Origin of the sequence: Achromobacter sp. ACM04 (genome assembly GCF_014851465.1) — a bacterium.
Taxonomy (GTDB): Bacteria; Pseudomonadota; Gammaproteobacteria; order Burkholderiales; family Burkholderiaceae_B; genus Achromobacter; species Achromobacter aegrifaciens.
On the sequence record NZ_JACUZS010000003.1, the window covers coordinates 454,750 to 469,805 of the forward strand.

Sequence of the window (15,056 nt, forward strand, 5' to 3'; positions counted from 1 at the left end):
ATTATCAATTTATGTCTCCTCTACACATAATGGCCTGACAACAGAGCCAAGCCGGCGCAAAGCTGGCGGCGAGGAGACACGATGCAGCCGAATTTCCTGCTATTCATCACGGATCAGCAGCGCGCGGACCATCTGGGCAGCTATGGCAACCCCATGCTGCGCACGCCGGAGCTGGACGCGCTGGCGGGGCAGGGGTGGTCGGCGGACCGCTTCTATGTGGCGTCGCCCATCTGCATGCCCAACCGCGCCACCCTGATGACGGGCCGCATGCCCTCGGTGCATGGCGTGCGCCACAACGGAATTCCGCTGTCGCAGCGCGCCACCACCTTCGTCGACCGCTTGCGCGGCGCGGGCTATTCCACCGCATTGATCGGCAAGTCGCACTTGCAGAACATGACCGGCAAGCCCGCCGTCTGGCCGCCGGCGAGCGACGGCGCGCAGGGCGAGGCCTGGACCGCCGAGCCCGGCAACTACGATCAGGAATGGGGCCCGCTGTGGCGCACGGATCCTGGGCATGATCTGCAGACGCCGTTCTACGGCTTCGAGCGCGTGGCGCTGGCGGTGGATCACGGCGACCAGGTCTGGGGCCATTACGAGCGCTGGCTGGCCCGCGAACATCCCGAGGCGCGGCGCCTGTGGGGGCCCGAGCATGCCCTGCCCGCGCCCGGCTATGTGCTGACAGAGCATCATCAGGCCTGGCGCACCCGCGTGCCGGAAGAATGCTCCACCACCGCCTACATCGGCGACCAGACCATCGCGCAGTTGCGCGACAACGCGGCCAACGGCAAGCCCTTCTTCATCCAGTGCTCGTTTCCCGATCCGCATCATCCTTTCACGCCTCACGGCAAGTACTGGGACATGTACCGCCCGGAAGACGTGACCCTGCCCGAGTCGTTCCACGCCAGCGCCGCGCCGGGCCACCAGCCGCCGCCTCACGTAGCCTGGATGCACCAGCAGCGCAATCAGGGCAAGGCCGTCAAGCACACGCCCGCCATCTTTGCCTGCACCGAGCGCGAGGCGCGCGAGGCCATCGCGCTGAACTACGGCTCCATCAGCCATATCGACGCCACCATCGGCCGCGTCATGCGGGCGCTGCGCGCGACCGGGCTGGACCACAACACCATCGTCATCTTCACCAGCGATCATGGCGACTACTTCGGCGACCACCAACTGCTGCTCAAGGGGCCGATCCATTATCAGAGCCTGATCCGCACGCCCTTCATCTGGCGCGATCCGCAGGCGGCGCCCGCCGCTGCGCGCAGCCAGGCGCTGTGTTCCACCGCCGACATCCCCGCTACCGTGCTGGCGCGCGCGGGCCTGCCTGCCTACAACGGCATGCAGGGCGCATCGTTGCTGCCGCTCATGTCGGGCGAGACCGAGCGCGTGCGCGACGCGGTGCTGATCGAGGAAGAGGGCCAGCGCACCATGTTCGGCTTTCCCGGCCGCACCCGCATGCGTACCTTGCAGACGCCGCGCCACAGGCTCAGCGTCTATGCCGATGCCGCCTGGGGCGAACTCTACGATCTACAAGAAGACCCCCACGAACTGCGCAACCTGTGGGACGACCCCGCCGCCGGCGCGTTGCGCGCAGAACTGCTGCTGGAACTGTCGCGCAGCATGATCCGGCACGCCGAGACCAGCCCGCACCCCACCGCCATCGCCTGATTCCGCCGCCACGGCGCCTGCCTGCGGGTTGGCGCCATCCAGGAGAAAAGCATGATCAAGTCCTTGTTGCTCTGTACGGCGCTGCTCGTGGCCGCAACCTCGGTCGCGGTGGCGTCCGACTATCCGTCGCGTCCCGTGCGCCTCATCGTCAACTTCCCGCCCGCGGGCCCGCTGGACCTGGAAGCCCGCGCCATCGCGCAGCATGCCGGCAAGATCCTGGGCCAGACCATCGTCGTCGAAAACCGCTCTGGCGCGTCCGGCAACATCGGCGCCCAGTCCGTGGCCCAGGCTGCGCCCGACGGCTACACGCTGCTGATGACGCTGGACACGCTCATGACCGTCAACCCATACATTTTCAAGGGCTTGGACAAGGACGTCACCCAGCGGCTGGAACCGCTGAGCCTGGCCGGCTCCTTCGGCCTGGCGCTGGCGGTGCGCCCCGAACTCGGCATCAATACGCTGGACGAATTCCTGCGCTACGCCAAGGCCAATCGCATCACCTATGCCTCAGCCGGCTACGGCAGTCCCGGCAACCTGGCCTTCGAAAAGCTCCGTCTCGCGGCTGGCATGGAAGTCGCGCATGTGCCATATCGCGGCAACGCGCCTGCCGTGAACGCGCTGCTGGGCGATCAGATACAGGCCGCCTTTCTTGCCACGCCCGGCGTCCTGCCGCATGTACGGGCAGGCAAGCTGAAGGCCTTGGCGGTGTCGGGCAAGGAACGCGACGCCGACCTGCCTGAAGTCCCCACGGCGGCGCAGTCGGGCGTGGCTGGCTTGAAAGACTATGACGTGTCGTTCGCCTTCCTGGTCATGGCGCCCAAGGGCACGCCCAAGGAGGTCGCGCAGGTCTGGGAAGACGCGCTGGCCAAGGTCTACGCCATGCCGGAGTTCCAGCAGAGCATGGCCGTGCTGGGCATGCGCGGGCCGTTCGCAGGCAAGGCGCGGGCACAGGCATGGGTGGACAGGGAGGCCAAGGGCTGGAAAGAGGTGATCGCGAAGGCGGGAATACGCGGGGAATAGCGCTGTAACACGCCGGTCAGCAGGCTCTGCTAGACTGGTTGCACTCTTTGGGGAGTAGCCTCCCTGCGGCCAGTACCGCAGGGGCTTGCGTCAACATTCTTGGCTTCCTCGGCCATGGCGCAAGCGGCATCCATGCTTGGCGAGACCACGGATTTTTCGCGCGATGCCGGGCGGCGCGGAGGATCCGTGCCGTTTCCGCCCAGCAGGATTCCCACTCCAATGAATCCCATCGCCATCATCGTTCTCGCGTTCGCCATGTCCACGGACGCGTTCGCCGCGGCCATCAGCAAAGGCGCCGCGCTCTACAAGCCCCGATTTCCGGAAGCCCTGCGCACAGGGCTGATCTTCGGCGTGATCGAAGCCATCACGCCGGTGATAGGTTGGGGACTGGGCTCGGTCGCGGCAAAGTATGTGGTCGCCTGGGACCATTGGATCGCGTTCGCGATGCTCTGTATTCTGGGTTTGCTGATGATACGCAACGGCCTCAAGGAAGAGGACGAGGACGCCGCGCCCGTCACCCGCCATTCCTTCTGGCTGCTGGCGGCTACGGGCCTGGCTACCAGCATCGACGCCATGGCGGTCGGCGTGGGCCTGGCGTTCGTGGATGTGAACATCGTGGTGGCGGCCATCGCCATCGGCTTGGCCACGACGCTGATGGTGACGATAGGCGTGATGCTCGGACGCGTGCTGGGCAGCGTCGCCGGGAAGCGGGCCGAGATCCTGGGTGGAGTCGCGCTGATCGGTATAGGCGCGGCAATACTTTATGAGCATCTGAGCGCAGCAGCGGCTTGACGCCGCATGGGAAGGCGGCGCTCGTCGGCTCCGCGGATGATGCTTATCCGCGAGTACCCCCGATCAAGGCCGAACGCGCGCTGTCGAAGTTGCGGCACTCGGATTTCAACCACTCGGAAAAGATCCGGGTGCGCCGCTCTTCAGGCCGGCGCGACAGCAGCACATAGCGCGCCGGCGCGGGCACGTGCTTGCCGAACACGTCTACCAACCGTCCGCTGCGCAGTTCGTCGTAGACCATCGCGCTGCGCCCGATAGCCACGCCCTGGTGATTCAACGCGGCGCCAATGGCCAGGCTGGCCAGATTGAACTGCGGCCCGTCCAGGTGGCGGATCCACCCCGGCCGATGCGCTTGCATCCAGGTGCGCCACTCGATGAACTCCGCGGCGCCGACCCAAGGAGAGGCGTCGTGCAGGAACTCGACGCCGTCGAGCGATTTGCCGGTGCGAAACGCGGGGTGCGCGGCCAGGTATTCGGGCGTTGCGACCACGAGCAGATACTCGTCCAGCAAGGCGTCCGCCTGTAAATGGCTGTAGTGCGCCGGGTCATAGCGGATGGCGAGGTCTATGTCTTCTTCCTCCATCAGCTTGCGGTCCAGCAGTTGGAACTCCGCCTTCAACCGGACTGATACCTCCGGCTGTAGGCGATGGAATTCCGTCAGGCGCGGCATCAGCCATTGCAGCGCGAACGACGGCAGGCAATTGACCTGCAGCGCGGACGCCGGCAAGCCCAGCCGCTCGATTTCCTGCTGAATGTCGCCAAGCGCACGGCTGACCGTCGTGTACAGCGATTCGCCCTTGGGCGTGAACTTCAGGCCGCGTTGCTGGCGGACAAACAACAGGTAGCCCAGGCGGTCCTCCAACTGCCGGATCTGCTGGCTCACCGCGCTTTGCGTGAGGTTCATGGCCGACGCCGCCCTGGTGAAGCTGAGATGGCGGCCGGCCATGTCAAAACACCGCAGGGCTCCCAGGAGTGTCGAGTCGAAATGGACAGACATAAGTCACGCTAATGGCTGAATTAGAAATGATCGCTATTCTTGCATGCCTTCGGAATCTACGATTTGCGCCGAACCATCAACCCGCAAGTCCATGATGACCGCCAATTTCGATCCTCAGCTATTAGAAAATCTTCAATCAAGAACGCCTTTGCTATGGCTCAACCCGGCTAGGGGAGGGCTCTTGCCCGGCTCCGCGCCGTCCCTGGCCCTGATCGATGAGGCCGAAAACCGCCTGGCGCGTTGCGCGCCGCTGCTGGCCGCGCTGTTTCCCGAGCTTGCCGCTGCGGGCGGGCATATCGAGTCCCGGCTGATGCCCGCCAAAGCCTTGCAGCAGGCGCTGGGCGCCGGGGAGGTGTCGGGCAGCTGGTATCTCAAGCGCGATGATGAACTGCCAGTCGCCGGGTCCATCAAGGCGCGCGGCGGCTTTCACGAAGTGCTGGCCATTGCCGAGTCGATCGCGTTGGAGCACGGCCTGCTCAAGGATGAGGCGACGGACAGGCGCATCATGGCGACGCCGCAGGCTCGCGCCTTGTTCAGCCAGTATGCCGTGACCGTGGGCAGCACCGGCAACCTGGGCATGAGCATCGGCGTCATGGCCGCCGCGCTGGGATTCGATGCCGTGGTGCATATGTCCGCCGATGCCAAGGAATGGAAGAAGGACCGCTTGCGCAAACGTGGCGTGCGCGTGGTGGAGCATGCCGGCGACTATGCCGAGGCCGTCGCGGCCGGGCGGGCGCAGGCGCTGGCCGCGCCCCGCAGCCATTTCGTCGACGATGAGCAATCCGAGCTGCTGTTCTTCGGCTATGCCGCAGCGGCCCGCGGACTGGCGCGGCAACTGGCTGAAGCAGGGCGCGTGGTCGATGCGGCGCACCCTCTGTTCGTGTACATCCCCTGCGGCGTCGGCGGCGCGCCGGGCGGCATCAGCCATGGCCTGAAGGCGCTGTTCGGCCCCAACGTGCATTGCTTCTTCGCCGAACCCGTCGCGTCGCCGTGTTTTCTGGTGCAGCTGGCATCGGGCGCGGATTCCCCCGTGTCGGTCTACGACATCGGCCTGGACAACCGCACCGAGGCCGATGGCCTGGCCGTGGGCCAGGCTTCCGAACTGGTGGCGTCGCTGATGAGGCCCCAGCTAGGCGGCGTCTTCACCGTGTCGGATGACGAGCTCTACCTGAACCTGCTGGCGCTGAAAGACACCCTGGGCGTCGAAGTCGAGCCGTCGGCCGCGGCCGCGGTCTCGGGGCCTGGCTGGCTGGACTCTGCCGCAGGGCAGGTCTATGCGTCGGGCATCGATATGTCCGCAGCCACTCATGTCATCTGGGCCACCGGCGGTTCGCTGGTGCCCCCCGAAGCGCTGCGCGGCTTCCAGGAGCACGCCAGGCAACTCAGCCAGCGCCGCGCGGCATAAGCCGCAGCACCCAAAAAACGACATACCAAGGAGAAAACCCGTGAGCGGAAGTGCAACCCTCCCCGCCGGCCGCGCAGCGCGCCCGGACCAGCAAGCCTTTGAGGACGCGACCTACAGAAAGGTCGCGCTGCGGTTCATTCCCTTTCTGATGCTCTGCTATGTGGTCGCGTACCTGGACCGCATCAACATCGGCATCGCCAAGCTGAACATGCTGGCCGACCTGCAGTTCAGTGAGGCTGCCTATGGCCTGGGCGCAGGATTGTTCTTCATCGGCTACATGTTGTTCGAGGTGCCCAGCAACCTGATCATGCACCGCGTGGGCGCGCGCCTGTGGATCGCGCGGATCATGATCTCCTGGGGCATCCTGTCCGGCATCATGGCCTTCGTCACCGCGCCCTGGCAGTTCTACACGGTGCGCTTTCTGCTGGGCGTGGCCGAGGCCGGGTTCTACCCTGGCGTGATCCTTTACCTGACCTATTGGTTTCCCAACCGCCGCCGCGCCAAAATGACGGCGATCTTCCAGGCCGGCATACCGGTGGCCGGCCTTATCGGCAACCCGCTGTCGGGCTGGATCATGGAACGATTCCATCTGGTCGGCGGACACCCCGGCTGGCAATGGCTGTTCGTGTTGGAAGCGCTGCCCACCATTCCGCTGGCCATCGGCGTGCTGCTGATCCTGACCAACCGCGTACAGGATGCCGCGTGGCTCACGCCGGAACAACGCCAGCTGATCGAGCGGGACATCGCTGCCGACAACGCGGGCCGCGAGCACATGCCGCTGCTGCAGGCGCTGCGCGACGCGCGCATCTGGAAGATCGTCGCCATGACCTTTCCGGCGATGATGGCGCTGTACACGCTGGGCTTTTATCTGCCCACGCTGATCAAGGATGCCGGCGCCGAGGGCGGCTTGCGCATCGGCCTGCTGAGCGCCATTCCGTATCTGGTCGCCATGGTGGCGATGGTCCTGGTCGGGCGCAGTTCGGACCTGCGCCGCGAACGCCGCTGGCACCTGGTCTTCATCCTGGTGCTCGGCGCGGCGGGACTGGTCGCCAGCGTGTCCGCCGGCACCAACCTGACGCTGGCCGTCATCTCGTTGTCGGTGGCCGCCGCCGGCATCATCAGCTTTTCTCCCATCATGTGGACGCTGCCCACCGCCTTCCTGGGCGGGGCCACCGCGGCTGCGTCGATCGGCATCATCAACAGCCTGGCCAATCTGGGCGGCTTCGTCAGCCCCTACCTGATCGGCTGGATCCGCGACATCTATCACAGCACCGCGCCGGCCATCTACATCATCGCGGGTTCGCTCCTGGTCAGCGCCTTGATTGCGCTGAGCTTCGACCCCAAGAAAGTCAATCGCTGAAGGCAAGGAATACGCCATGGAAAACGTTAAAGATGCCGCGCCGCGACTCGCCGTCGCCGGCCTGATCCATGAAACCAATACTTATGCCGCCGAGGTCGCCGGCCAGACGCCGTTGCGCGCGTTCGAGCAGTACGGCGGGGACGAGATACTGCAAGCCTTCGACAAATCGAATCACCAGGTCGGCGGCTTCATCGAAGGCGCCAGGCAGACGGGCGCCGAACTGATCTGCACCTTCGTCGGCCAGGCCACGCCCTCGGGCACGATCGAGGCCCAGGCCTACGCCGAAATGAAACGCAGAATCCTGGACGGTATCCGCGCCGCTCTGCCTGTCGACGGAGTGTTGCTGGCGCTGCATGGCGCGGGCGTCGCCGATGGCATCGAGGACATCGAAGGCGATCTGTGCCTGGCGGTCCGCCAGCTGGTTGGCGCCGATGTCCCGATTGCCGCTGTCTATGACCTCCATGGCAACATGACCGAGGCCATGCGGCAGGCTTGCGATCTGACCTTGCCTTGCAAGCTGTATCCGCATACTGACTTTCACGACCGAGCGGTCGAGGCGGTGGCGCTGTTGCTCGAGATCATCGGCGGCCGCCTCAAGCCGGCAACCGCCATGCGCCTCTTGCCCATGCTGCCCTACATCGTCACGACGCAGGAAGGCTTCATTCCCGCCGAGGTCAATGCCGTATGCGCCAAGCTGGCCGCGCTGCCGGGTGTCATCGACTGTTCGTGGTTCCACGGCTTTCCCCTTGCGGATATCGCCGCGCCTTGCCCGGCCGTGGTCTGCACCACGGCGGGCGATCAGGCGCTGGCAGAGCGCTGCGCGAATGAAGTCGCGCAATGGATCTGGTCGCACCGCGAAGCGTTCCGGCCGTCACTGCCAAGCCCGGAGCAGGGCGTCGCCATGGCGCTGGCCGCCTCGCACGGTCCCGTCGTCGTCAACGAGTACGCGGACAACCCCGGCGGCGGCACGCCCGGCGACGGCACCTACCTGTTGCGCGCCATCCTGGACGCCAAACCCGTGGCCGGAACCTGCTGTTTCGCTTCCATCAACGATGCGTCCGTCGTCGAGCAGGCCCGCCAGGCCGGCGTCGGCGCGACCATCAGCGTGTCGCTGGGCGCCAAGCAGGGCCGCTTCCAGGGGCAGCCGCTGCGGGTGCATGCCTATGTGAAAGCCATCACCGACGGCCGCTTCGTCAATCGCGCGGGCTCGATGTTCGAAGGCGTGCGCTTCGACCTCGGCGCCATGTGCCGCCTGGTCATCCAGGGCGTGGACGTGATTGTCGCCTCGCGCGCCGAACAGATCTACGACGAGGAGCCATTCTTCCTGCATGGCATCGACGTGACCGCATACAAGCTGATCGCCATCAAGGGCGCCAACCATTTCCGCGCGGGCTACCGCCGCCTTGCGGCGCAGATCATCTCTGTCGATAGCGTGGGCTTGAGCACTGCCGACATCACCTCGTTCCCACGGGAACGGCTCGCAGGCGAATACTGGCCGCTGGCGGACATCGCCGACTACGCGCCGTATTCCAACGCGTAGCGGCTTTGCACCTACGATGACTTGCCGAAGTGCTCTTTGAACCAGGACTGTTCCTGGTACGGCGACTGCTGGCCGTTGACCCGCCGGCATGCAGACGATGATTCAGGCCGGCGGACAGTCCGCCGGCGTGCTCAATCTGTCGCCAGATACGCCTGCCCGCCCGGCTTCAGATAAGGCGCCAGCGCTGTGAACGGTACGCTGGCATGCGTGCCCAGGCAAGCGCCCGCCGAGTGCCCGACCCCGGACACGGACAGGCTCAGCGCGCCGGGCGCCTGGACGCCTAGCGCCAGATAGGCGGGCCAGAGGTCCGCGCAGTCTTCCAGATTGGGACGATCCTCGGATTGTTGGACCGTTGTTCCCGCCTTGACCGCTTGTTGCACCAGCGCGAGCAGGGCAGGGCTTTTTTCGCCGCCGAAGCTGCGCTTGCCCGGCACATAGGCGTCGAACACGCGATTCCAGTCCAGGTACTCGCCGCGCAGCAGATCGTAGGTATAGGGTTCGAAATGGTTGTACGGATGGGCCCCGCCGCAGTCCAGGCTGCCCGATTCGGTCACCGTCATCAGCGCGCGCGACAGCCAGGTGACGTGCACGGCTTCTTCATCGAACCCGCCCAGCGTGCCCGCGCCGGGATTGTCGCTGGTGTAGGCCGATGCCATGCAACCCAGCGCGCCCAGGCTCTTCTGCCAATGACGCTGTTCCAGCAGAGTGTTCGTGCGCCGCAGGACCTGCGCATCGGGATGCCGGCTCAGCCGGGGATAGCTGAACTTGGTGCGCGGGTCGCGCCACATGCGATAGGCCACGGCGCCGTCGCCGATCTCCTTGCCGACGGGCTGGGCGTGTCCAGACAGTTTCAGCGTCTCGTAGGGCGCGCGCGCGGCGTTGATGCCTGCCTGGACATCGATGTCGCCGAGATTGACCTGACTGGCGCGGGCCTGCTTGCGGTCTTTTTCCAGCTGCTCCGTGTCGTATTGCGCAACCTGCTTCAGGTCGAAGCGTAGCTGCTTGCCGCTCCTGGCGTCGGTCCAGAGACCGCGATAGCCCTTGGAATCGCGCGTGCCTTGCCAGCTTGCGGCCTGATCCGCCGGCTTGCCTTCCTGGCGGGGCTTCGGTTCGAAGAGCTCCTTGGCCGTGCCTTGCAGCGGAATATCCACGCCGTGCCTGGCGTAGAAATAACGGCCGGTCAAGGTGCCGTCGGCAGCCGCTTCTGTGTCCAGCTCCAGCACGATGTCGCCGGCGCCTTGCAGTGTTCCGGTGTAGACGGTGCGGGGCGCGGCATGGGCCTGGGCTGCGGTCAGCAATAGCATGGAAAGCGTCAGCGCGGTGAGGTATGAATGGCTGGGGGCGGAGAGTGAGCGAAGCATCTGAGAGAGCATCCAAGGCCGCGAGGCGACTGCGTTGATGGAAGAAATTTCGGTTTTCGGGCGATGTGGTGAGCGTTTGCGAGATTTGAACCTGCTATTGAGTCCGCAGTCCCAAAGCCCGCAGCCAAGCGTCCACTTGCCCGAAGGCATCCTGCTGCCATTGATCCGCGGTTCGTCGCACCAGTTGGAATCGCCTGAGTTCCTTGCGCTGTGCATACCCTTGGCTCAACAGCGATTCGACCAGGTGCGCGTACTGACCATCGCCCAGCGCTTCGGCATCCAAACCCAGGTCCACATCCAGGGTGCCGACGTGGGGCATGTCTTCATTGCCCAGCAGCAGCCATGGCACGGCGCCGCCTACGACGGCAAAACGTCCCTTGAAGCTTCCAAGGATCTGTCCGATTTCGATAAGGACGGATTTGACTGCCGCCGTTGTGCGGTCGTCGTACTCGCTCGCTAACTGTGCCTCGCCACGCGTCATTCGTGCCATTGGAGCCTTTCCCGTCGCAGGTGATCGGCGGCCTCCTGTCCGCGTTCGCCTGCCACGCTGAGGTCCAGATAGGTCTGGATTGGGCTGGTGCAGACCACGCCGGGCGCCGGTTGCACAGTGTCACGGAACAGCCCCGGATCGTCCAGTACGGTCACCACCAGGTTTTCTCCCTTGCCGGCGGTTTCGAGCTTGAGTCGTGATCGCAGGAGTTCAAGGCCTGCAGCATCAGCATAGAAATAGTGTGTGCCAGTCCGTACAAACGGCGCCAGCCAGCGGGCTGCAGTGAACGAAGCGCGTGCGATCTGGCTTGTCGCGCCAGGTGACCCATCGTGCAGCGCCGCATCAAACGCCGTTCCGTGCAAAGTGGTATAGAAAGTCAGCCGTTGACCGGCCGGAGATTCGTAGGCTTCACGCCAGGCGTCCACAAGTGCGTCGGGCCTAGACAGGAACATTCCCTCGGGGCCCAGCTTCGCCCATTCGCGATCCAGTAGGCTATTGCGCACATTGCTGACGTGCCCCAGGCTGACGTCCGCGGCTTGCGCCAATTCGGCAACCCGCCAACCGCGGGAGGACTTGCGCAGCATGACTTTGAGTATCTGGACTGATTTCGGTTTGAACAGCGACCGCAGTCCCCGCCGTTCTATCACCGGCTTCTTGGCTACCTGCCGTGAGATAAAGATGGTAGCGAAGGCAAGCCGAGCATTCCCTTCGAAATCGAGGTGCGCCACGCCGAACTCGCGGCACAACTCCTGAACCTGCGGCGACAGATAAGGCGCAATCAATATGGGCGTAACGTGATCGGACTGCCGTCCCACGTATTCACGCAACGAAAGTACGGCCAGGCGCGCGTGCCGCGGTTGTCCGCTGGGCAGTACCGTCGCGACCAGCTTGTGCCGGTTGCCGAATGTCGTCAGTTGGGCGGCGAGCTCGATTGCTGAGCTTGGATTCCGAGGGACGAGAGTGACCTCCAGGCTCTCGACGGCGGGTATTTCCTCCAACAGCGATCGGAGGGTACTCGCAGCTTGATCATCGATTTTCACTGGATTGTGCATTTTCATCGTCTGCTAAAAATAGCATTTTCAGTGAAAGTGTCAACGATAGTTTCACTGGAATAGTTATTTTCAGCCCGTGTTGAAATAGGAAAAAACAATGAAATTCGGTCTGCGTTCTACGCTTCGCCCTTTCCTTGAGTCGCAGGGGCTTGTGTTGGCCAGTCGGAGCAGCCCAGCAACGCAGCCGCCTCGCCATCCGCCAGCATCTGCTCAAACAGGTCTCCAAGACCGCTGGCCACCTCGCTGACCGCCTCGAACTCGGGCTCGACGCCATGCACGATCCTTCCCGAAATCCGGTCGATCGCGAGAAACTCGTAATCACCGTCCACGCTCATGAAGATCGGCACATGGCGCGCCCAGAAGGTCTCGACGGCGTGCCGGTCGGCATCGCTGATGGCGGCTTCCAGGCTGATGTCGCGAAAGGCGTCCCACCCGAAGGCGCTGTCGGCGGTTCCGGCATAGTCGGCCGCGCTCAGGAACCAGCGCGTATCGTCCGCGCTGCTCAGTTGCGTGTACAAGGACAGGAACGCTGCGTGTTCCGAGGCGTCTGCCCGCGCAGCCGTGGGTGTCGCGCGTAGCACCGTCCAGCCCCGCGCGGCAAGCAAGCCCAGGAAACGTTCGTGCAAGATGCTCATCGGGTCCGCCATGGCTATCGCGTCGCCGCGATGTTCGCGCGCGGCAAGCGCGCCTTCAAGGTCTGTGCCAACTCGCCCAATCCCACATCGCCGCAGCCGACCAGCGTCAGCTCCCGCAATCGGGTCAGCATGTCCAGCACGCCGATATCCGCAATCCGTTTGCAGTACTGAATGTCCAGCCGTTCCAGGTTTTCAAGGGCGCTGATCGGACCGATCTTCTCCAGCGCACCAAGGTTCTTCAGGCGCAAAGAGCGCAATCCTGTCAGTTGCTCGATGCCGGACAGCGTCTTCAAACCACGGCCCGCCAGCAAGCCCAGCGCCAACAGCGGCAGTCCCGCAATGCGGTCGAATATCGACGAATCGAACGGCACGTTCCAAAGGTTCAGTTCCTTGAGCGGCAGGCTCAAGGCGCGGTCCAGCAGCATGCCGCGTCGGTCTGGGACCATGGACAAGGAAATCAACACCGGAAAGTCTTCCGGCTCGAACCGCAACGTGGCGCCCACTGTCAGCGCCTCCAGCCTGGGCAGCGGGCCGGCCTGCCAGGTGTACGTGCCAGGCTCGGGATGGATGGAAAGATGGCGCAGGCTGGCAGGGAGCATGTCTGCGCGCAATCCCGTCAGAACGCTGCCCGCGACCGCGCCGGGGCCGATGGACAGGTGCGCCAGCGCCGGCAGCCGGGCGAGGAGTCCGGGCAGCTCGCGCAGCGGGTCACCCGGCGGCGCCCATAGATGTACGTCTTCGATCGATGCCAGGACCGTCTCTTGCTGTGGGGCGTCGTAGAGCACGACGCGTTCATCCGCGCCTGCGAATTGCGAGCGCTGGCTGCTGTGCATGAAGCGCCAGGTCTGGGCGCGGTCCGGGAGAGGGATCGAAAACGGGATGAAGGACATGTGGCTTTCCGAATCCGTGAAAGGCTAGTTTACGGTGCTCATCGTCCGGGCGGAAAACTGTGCGATGACCGATGGGATGCTCTTCCTCCGTAACTTGATAGTCGCAAACTAAGTGGTTACATTCAAGATGGAGAACATCATGACCACCACTACCCCCACGCCAGAATTCCGCCTGCTTGGCGACCACGCGGCGTTAGATCTGATCAACACCGTCGAGCAATCCGACGATGGCCCTCGCGATCGCCTGCAATCAGACGACGATGTGCGAGCCTGGCTGGAGGCCTTGGGTTTTTCGCCCGCCCAGCGCAAGACCCCGAAGGGTCTGCTCGAATCCGCGAGGACATTGCGCGAGACGGTGCGCGCATTGGTCGCCCAGAGAAAGGCCGGGTTGCCGCTCAAGCTCAGCCCGCTCAACCGGGCGCTCGCCGCCGGAGGCAGCCATCTTGAGGTTTCCGTGGTGGCGGGCGCGCCCAGCCTTGCCCGTCGCTATGAAGCGGCTACGCCCGATCAATGGCTGCTTCCGGCCGCAGAGGCCGCCGCAGACTTGCTCGTGCATGGGGACTTCGAGCTGGTGCGCAAATGCGAAAGCCCGCTCTGTTCCCTCTGGTTCTACGACCGTACTCGCTCCCATCGCCGCAGGTGGTGCAGCATGTCGCTTTGCGGTAACCGCCACAAGGTGGCGGCATTTCGACAGAGAGAGGCCCAGGACGCTGCTTCCTGAGCGCTTGCTAGCCCACCCATCCGGCCGCCTGGCCGGATTTTTTTTTGAATGAGTCTCTCCATGTCATAGCTTTGAACTATTTAAGTAACCATTAAAACTTAATTTGACAGGTTACTAAAAAAGCGTAAGAATGGCCTGCACAGCCTGCAGGAATTCGGCTTTTGATCCAGTCCCAGACCACGGAGATCGTCATGTCCAGCCCCCCAGAAAACCAGATCCAAACGCGCCGTTTGCAAGCCGACGGCCTGAACTTCTTCTATCGCGCGGCGGGCAACCCCGATGCGCCCGTGTTGCTGCTTCTGCATGGTTTCCCCAGTTCTTCGCACCAGTTCCGCAATCTGATCCCGATTCTGGCCACGCGTTTTCACGTGATTGCGCCGGATCTGCCTGGCTTCGGCTTCACGGAAGTACCTGGGGAGCGCGGCTACCGGTACACGTTTGACGACCTGGCCGTGTCGCTCGGCGCGTTCGTCGATGCCTTGGGCCTGAAACGCTATGCGATGTACGTTTTCGACTACGGCGCGCCTGTCGGGCTGCGCCTGGCGCTTGCCCACCCCGAGCGGGTGACCGGCCTGGTCTCTCAGAACGGCAACGCTTATCTCGAAGGGCTGGGCGATGCCTGGGCGCCAGTCCGCGCCTATTGGGCGGAGCCGACCGCGGCCAACCGGCAGGTCATCGCGGATGCCGTGCTGAACCTGGAAGGAACGAAGTGGCAGTACGTGCATGGCGTCGCCAATCCGGACGACGTGGCTCCGGAAAGCTACACGCTCGATGCCGCCTTGCTTGAGCGGCCTGGCAACAAGGAAATCCAGCTCGATCTGTTCCTGGACTACGCCAACAATCTGAAGCGGTATCCGGATTTCCAGGCGTTCTTCCGCGCGGCGAAAATCCCGACGCTCGCCATCTGGGGGCGCCACGATCCGTTCTTCATACCGCCCGGCGCCGAGGCGTTCAAGCGGGACAATCCGGAAGCGCAGGTCGAGTTGCTGGATACCGGGCACTTTGCGCTCGAGACGCATGCGGCATATATCGGGCGCCGGATTATCGAGGTGTTGGCGCCTTGAGGGATTCTGAAAGAGGCCGCGAATGCGGCCTTTTCAATACGGCTACCTTTCGGCGTTCATCACGCAC

General features: G+C 64.2%; 13 protein-coding genes, 1 pseudogene and 1 riboswitch. Of the genes and pseudogenes, 8 read left to right on the forward strand and 6 right to left on the reverse strand.

Features of this window, described 5'->3' with window-relative positions:
• Positions 1-81: 81 nt before the first annotated feature.
• From IB259_RS18485 to mntP, 3 genes are all read left to right on the forward strand, one after another.
• On the forward strand, positions 82-1,665 hold the full coding sequence (locus IB259_RS18485; protein WP_054450310.1) for a sulfatase: 1,584 nt from the start codon (positions 82-84) through the stop codon (positions 1,663-1,665).
• Positions 1,666-1,716: 51 nt separating this feature from the next.
• Positions 1,717-2,685, forward strand: a complete 969-nt coding sequence (locus tag IB259_RS18490) for a tripartite tricarboxylate transporter substrate binding protein (RefSeq protein WP_054450312.1) — start codon at positions 1,717-1,719, stop codon at positions 2,683-2,685.
• A 37-nt stretch (positions 2,686-2,722) separates the two neighbouring features.
• Positions 2,723-2,897: riboswitch (yybP-ykoY riboswitch) on the forward strand.
• Between the two features lie 7 nt (positions 2,898-2,904).
• Positions 2,905-3,477, forward strand: coding sequence for a manganese efflux pump MntP (mntP, locus tag IB259_RS18495; RefSeq protein ID WP_054450314.1), 573 nt, complete (start codon positions 2,905-2,907; stop codon positions 3,475-3,477).
• 43 nt (positions 3,478-3,520) lie between these two features.
• Here mntP and IB259_RS18500 read toward each other — a convergent pair whose 3' ends face one another.
• Entirely contained in the window at positions 3,521-4,471 is a 951-nt protein-coding gene (locus tag IB259_RS18500) for a LysR substrate-binding domain-containing protein (RefSeq protein WP_192329849.1), read from the reverse strand.
• Positions 4,472-4,562: 91 nt separating this feature from the next.
• Here IB259_RS18500 and IB259_RS18505 point away from each other — a divergent pair, with 91 nt between their 5' ends.
• The 3 genes from IB259_RS18505 to IB259_RS18515 are packed head-to-tail and all read left to right on the forward strand — an operon-like array spanning position 4,563 to position 8,776.
• Positions 4,563-5,876, forward strand: coding sequence for a D-serine ammonia-lyase (locus IB259_RS18505; protein ID WP_192329851.1), 1,314 nt, complete (start codon positions 4,563-4,565; stop codon positions 5,874-5,876).
• 40 nt (positions 5,877-5,916) lie between these two features.
• Entirely contained in the window at positions 5,917-7,236 is a 1,320-nt protein-coding gene (locus tag IB259_RS18510) for an MFS transporter (protein WP_054450320.1), read from the forward strand.
• Between the two features lie 16 nt (positions 7,237-7,252).
• Positions 7,253-8,776 carry a M81 family metallopeptidase gene (locus IB259_RS18515; RefSeq protein WP_192329853.1) on the forward strand — a complete coding sequence of 508 codons (1,524 nt, stop codon included), beginning with the start codon at positions 7,253-7,255 and terminating at the stop codon, positions 8,774-8,776.
• Between the two features lie 131 nt (positions 8,777-8,907).
• Here the strand turns inward: IB259_RS18515 and IB259_RS18520 are convergent, their stop codons facing one another.
• From IB259_RS18520 to IB259_RS18540, 5 genes and pseudogenes are all read right to left on the reverse strand, one after another.
• A complete protein-coding gene (locus tag IB259_RS18520) occupies positions 8,908-10,137 on the reverse strand; it encodes a hypothetical protein (RefSeq protein ID WP_192329855.1) in 1,230 nt (409 codons plus the stop codon).
• Between the two features lie 172 nt (positions 10,138-10,309).
• Positions 10,310-10,627: pseudogene (locus IB259_RS18525) on the reverse strand (hypothetical protein); the annotation flags it as partial.
• Positions 10,615-11,685 (reverse strand): type IV toxin-antitoxin system AbiEi family antitoxin, encoded by a 1,071-nt coding sequence (locus IB259_RS18530; protein WP_125472435.1) that lies wholly within the window; start codon positions 11,683-11,685, stop codon positions 10,615-10,617. The pseudogene IB259_RS18525 and the gene IB259_RS18530, both read right to left, overlap by 13 nt.
• A 110-nt stretch (positions 11,686-11,795) precedes the next feature.
• Complete coding sequence (locus IB259_RS18535) at positions 11,796-12,314, reverse strand: hypothetical protein (RefSeq protein ID WP_225596897.1); 519 nt, start codon at positions 12,312-12,314, stop codon at positions 11,796-11,798.
• Positions 12,315-12,328: 14 nt separating this feature from the next.
• Complete coding sequence (locus IB259_RS18540; protein ID WP_192329857.1) at positions 12,329-13,204, reverse strand: leucine-rich repeat domain-containing protein; 876 nt, start codon at positions 13,202-13,204, stop codon at positions 12,329-12,331.
• Positions 13,205-13,343: 139 nt separating this feature from the next.
• Here IB259_RS18540 and IB259_RS18545 point away from each other — a divergent pair, with 139 nt between their 5' ends.
• Positions 13,344-13,925: an ABATE domain-containing protein gene (locus IB259_RS18545; protein ID WP_054451302.1), complete on the forward strand. Its 582-nt coding sequence runs from the start codon at positions 13,344-13,346 to the stop codon at positions 13,923-13,925.
• 191 nt (positions 13,926-14,116) lie between these two features.
• Entirely contained in the window at positions 14,117-14,989 is an 873-nt protein-coding gene (locus IB259_RS18550) for an alpha/beta fold hydrolase (RefSeq protein ID WP_054451303.1), read from the forward strand.
• Positions 14,990-15,056 lie beyond the last annotated feature (67 nt).

Coding starts and splice junctions, on each gene's coding strand:
- IB259_RS18505 (WP_192329851.1), top strand. CDS start 4,563: ATGATGACCGCCAATTTCGATCCTCAGCTATTAGAAAATCTTCAATCA.
- IB259_RS18545 (WP_054451302.1), top strand. CDS start 13,344: ATGACCACCACTACCCCCACGCCAGAATTCCGCCTGCTTGGCGACCAC.
- IB259_RS18550 (WP_054451303.1), top strand. CDS start 14,117: ATGTCCAGCCCCCCAGAAAACCAGATCCAAACGCGCCGTTTGCAAGCC.
- IB259_RS18530 (WP_125472435.1), bottom strand. CDS start 11,685: ATGAAAATGCACAATCCAGTGAAAATCGATGATCAAGCTGCGAGTACC.
- IB259_RS18500 (WP_192329849.1), bottom strand. CDS start 4,471: ATGTCTGTCCATTTCGACTCGACACTCCTGGGAGCCCTGCGGTGTTTT.
- IB259_RS18540 (WP_192329857.1), bottom strand. CDS start 13,204: ATGTCCTTCATCCCGTTTTCGATCCCTCTCCCGGACCGCGCCCAGACC.
- IB259_RS18535 (WP_225596897.1), bottom strand. CDS start 12,314: ATGAGCATCTTGCACGAACGTTTCCTGGGCTTGCTTGCCGCGCGGGGC.
- IB259_RS18490 (WP_054450312.1), top strand. CDS start 1,717: ATGATCAAGTCCTTGTTGCTCTGTACGGCGCTGCTCGTGGCCGCAACC.
- IB259_RS18515 (WP_192329853.1), top strand. CDS start 7,253: ATGGAAAACGTTAAAGATGCCGCGCCGCGACTCGCCGTCGCCGGCCTG.
- IB259_RS18485 (WP_054450310.1), top strand. CDS start 82: ATGCAGCCGAATTTCCTGCTATTCATCACGGATCAGCAGCGCGCGGAC.
- mntP (WP_054450314.1), top strand. CDS start 2,905: ATGAATCCCATCGCCATCATCGTTCTCGCGTTCGCCATGTCCACGGAC.
- IB259_RS18520 (WP_192329855.1), bottom strand. CDS start 10,137: ATGCTTCGCTCACTCTCCGCCCCCAGCCATTCATACCTCACCGCGCTG.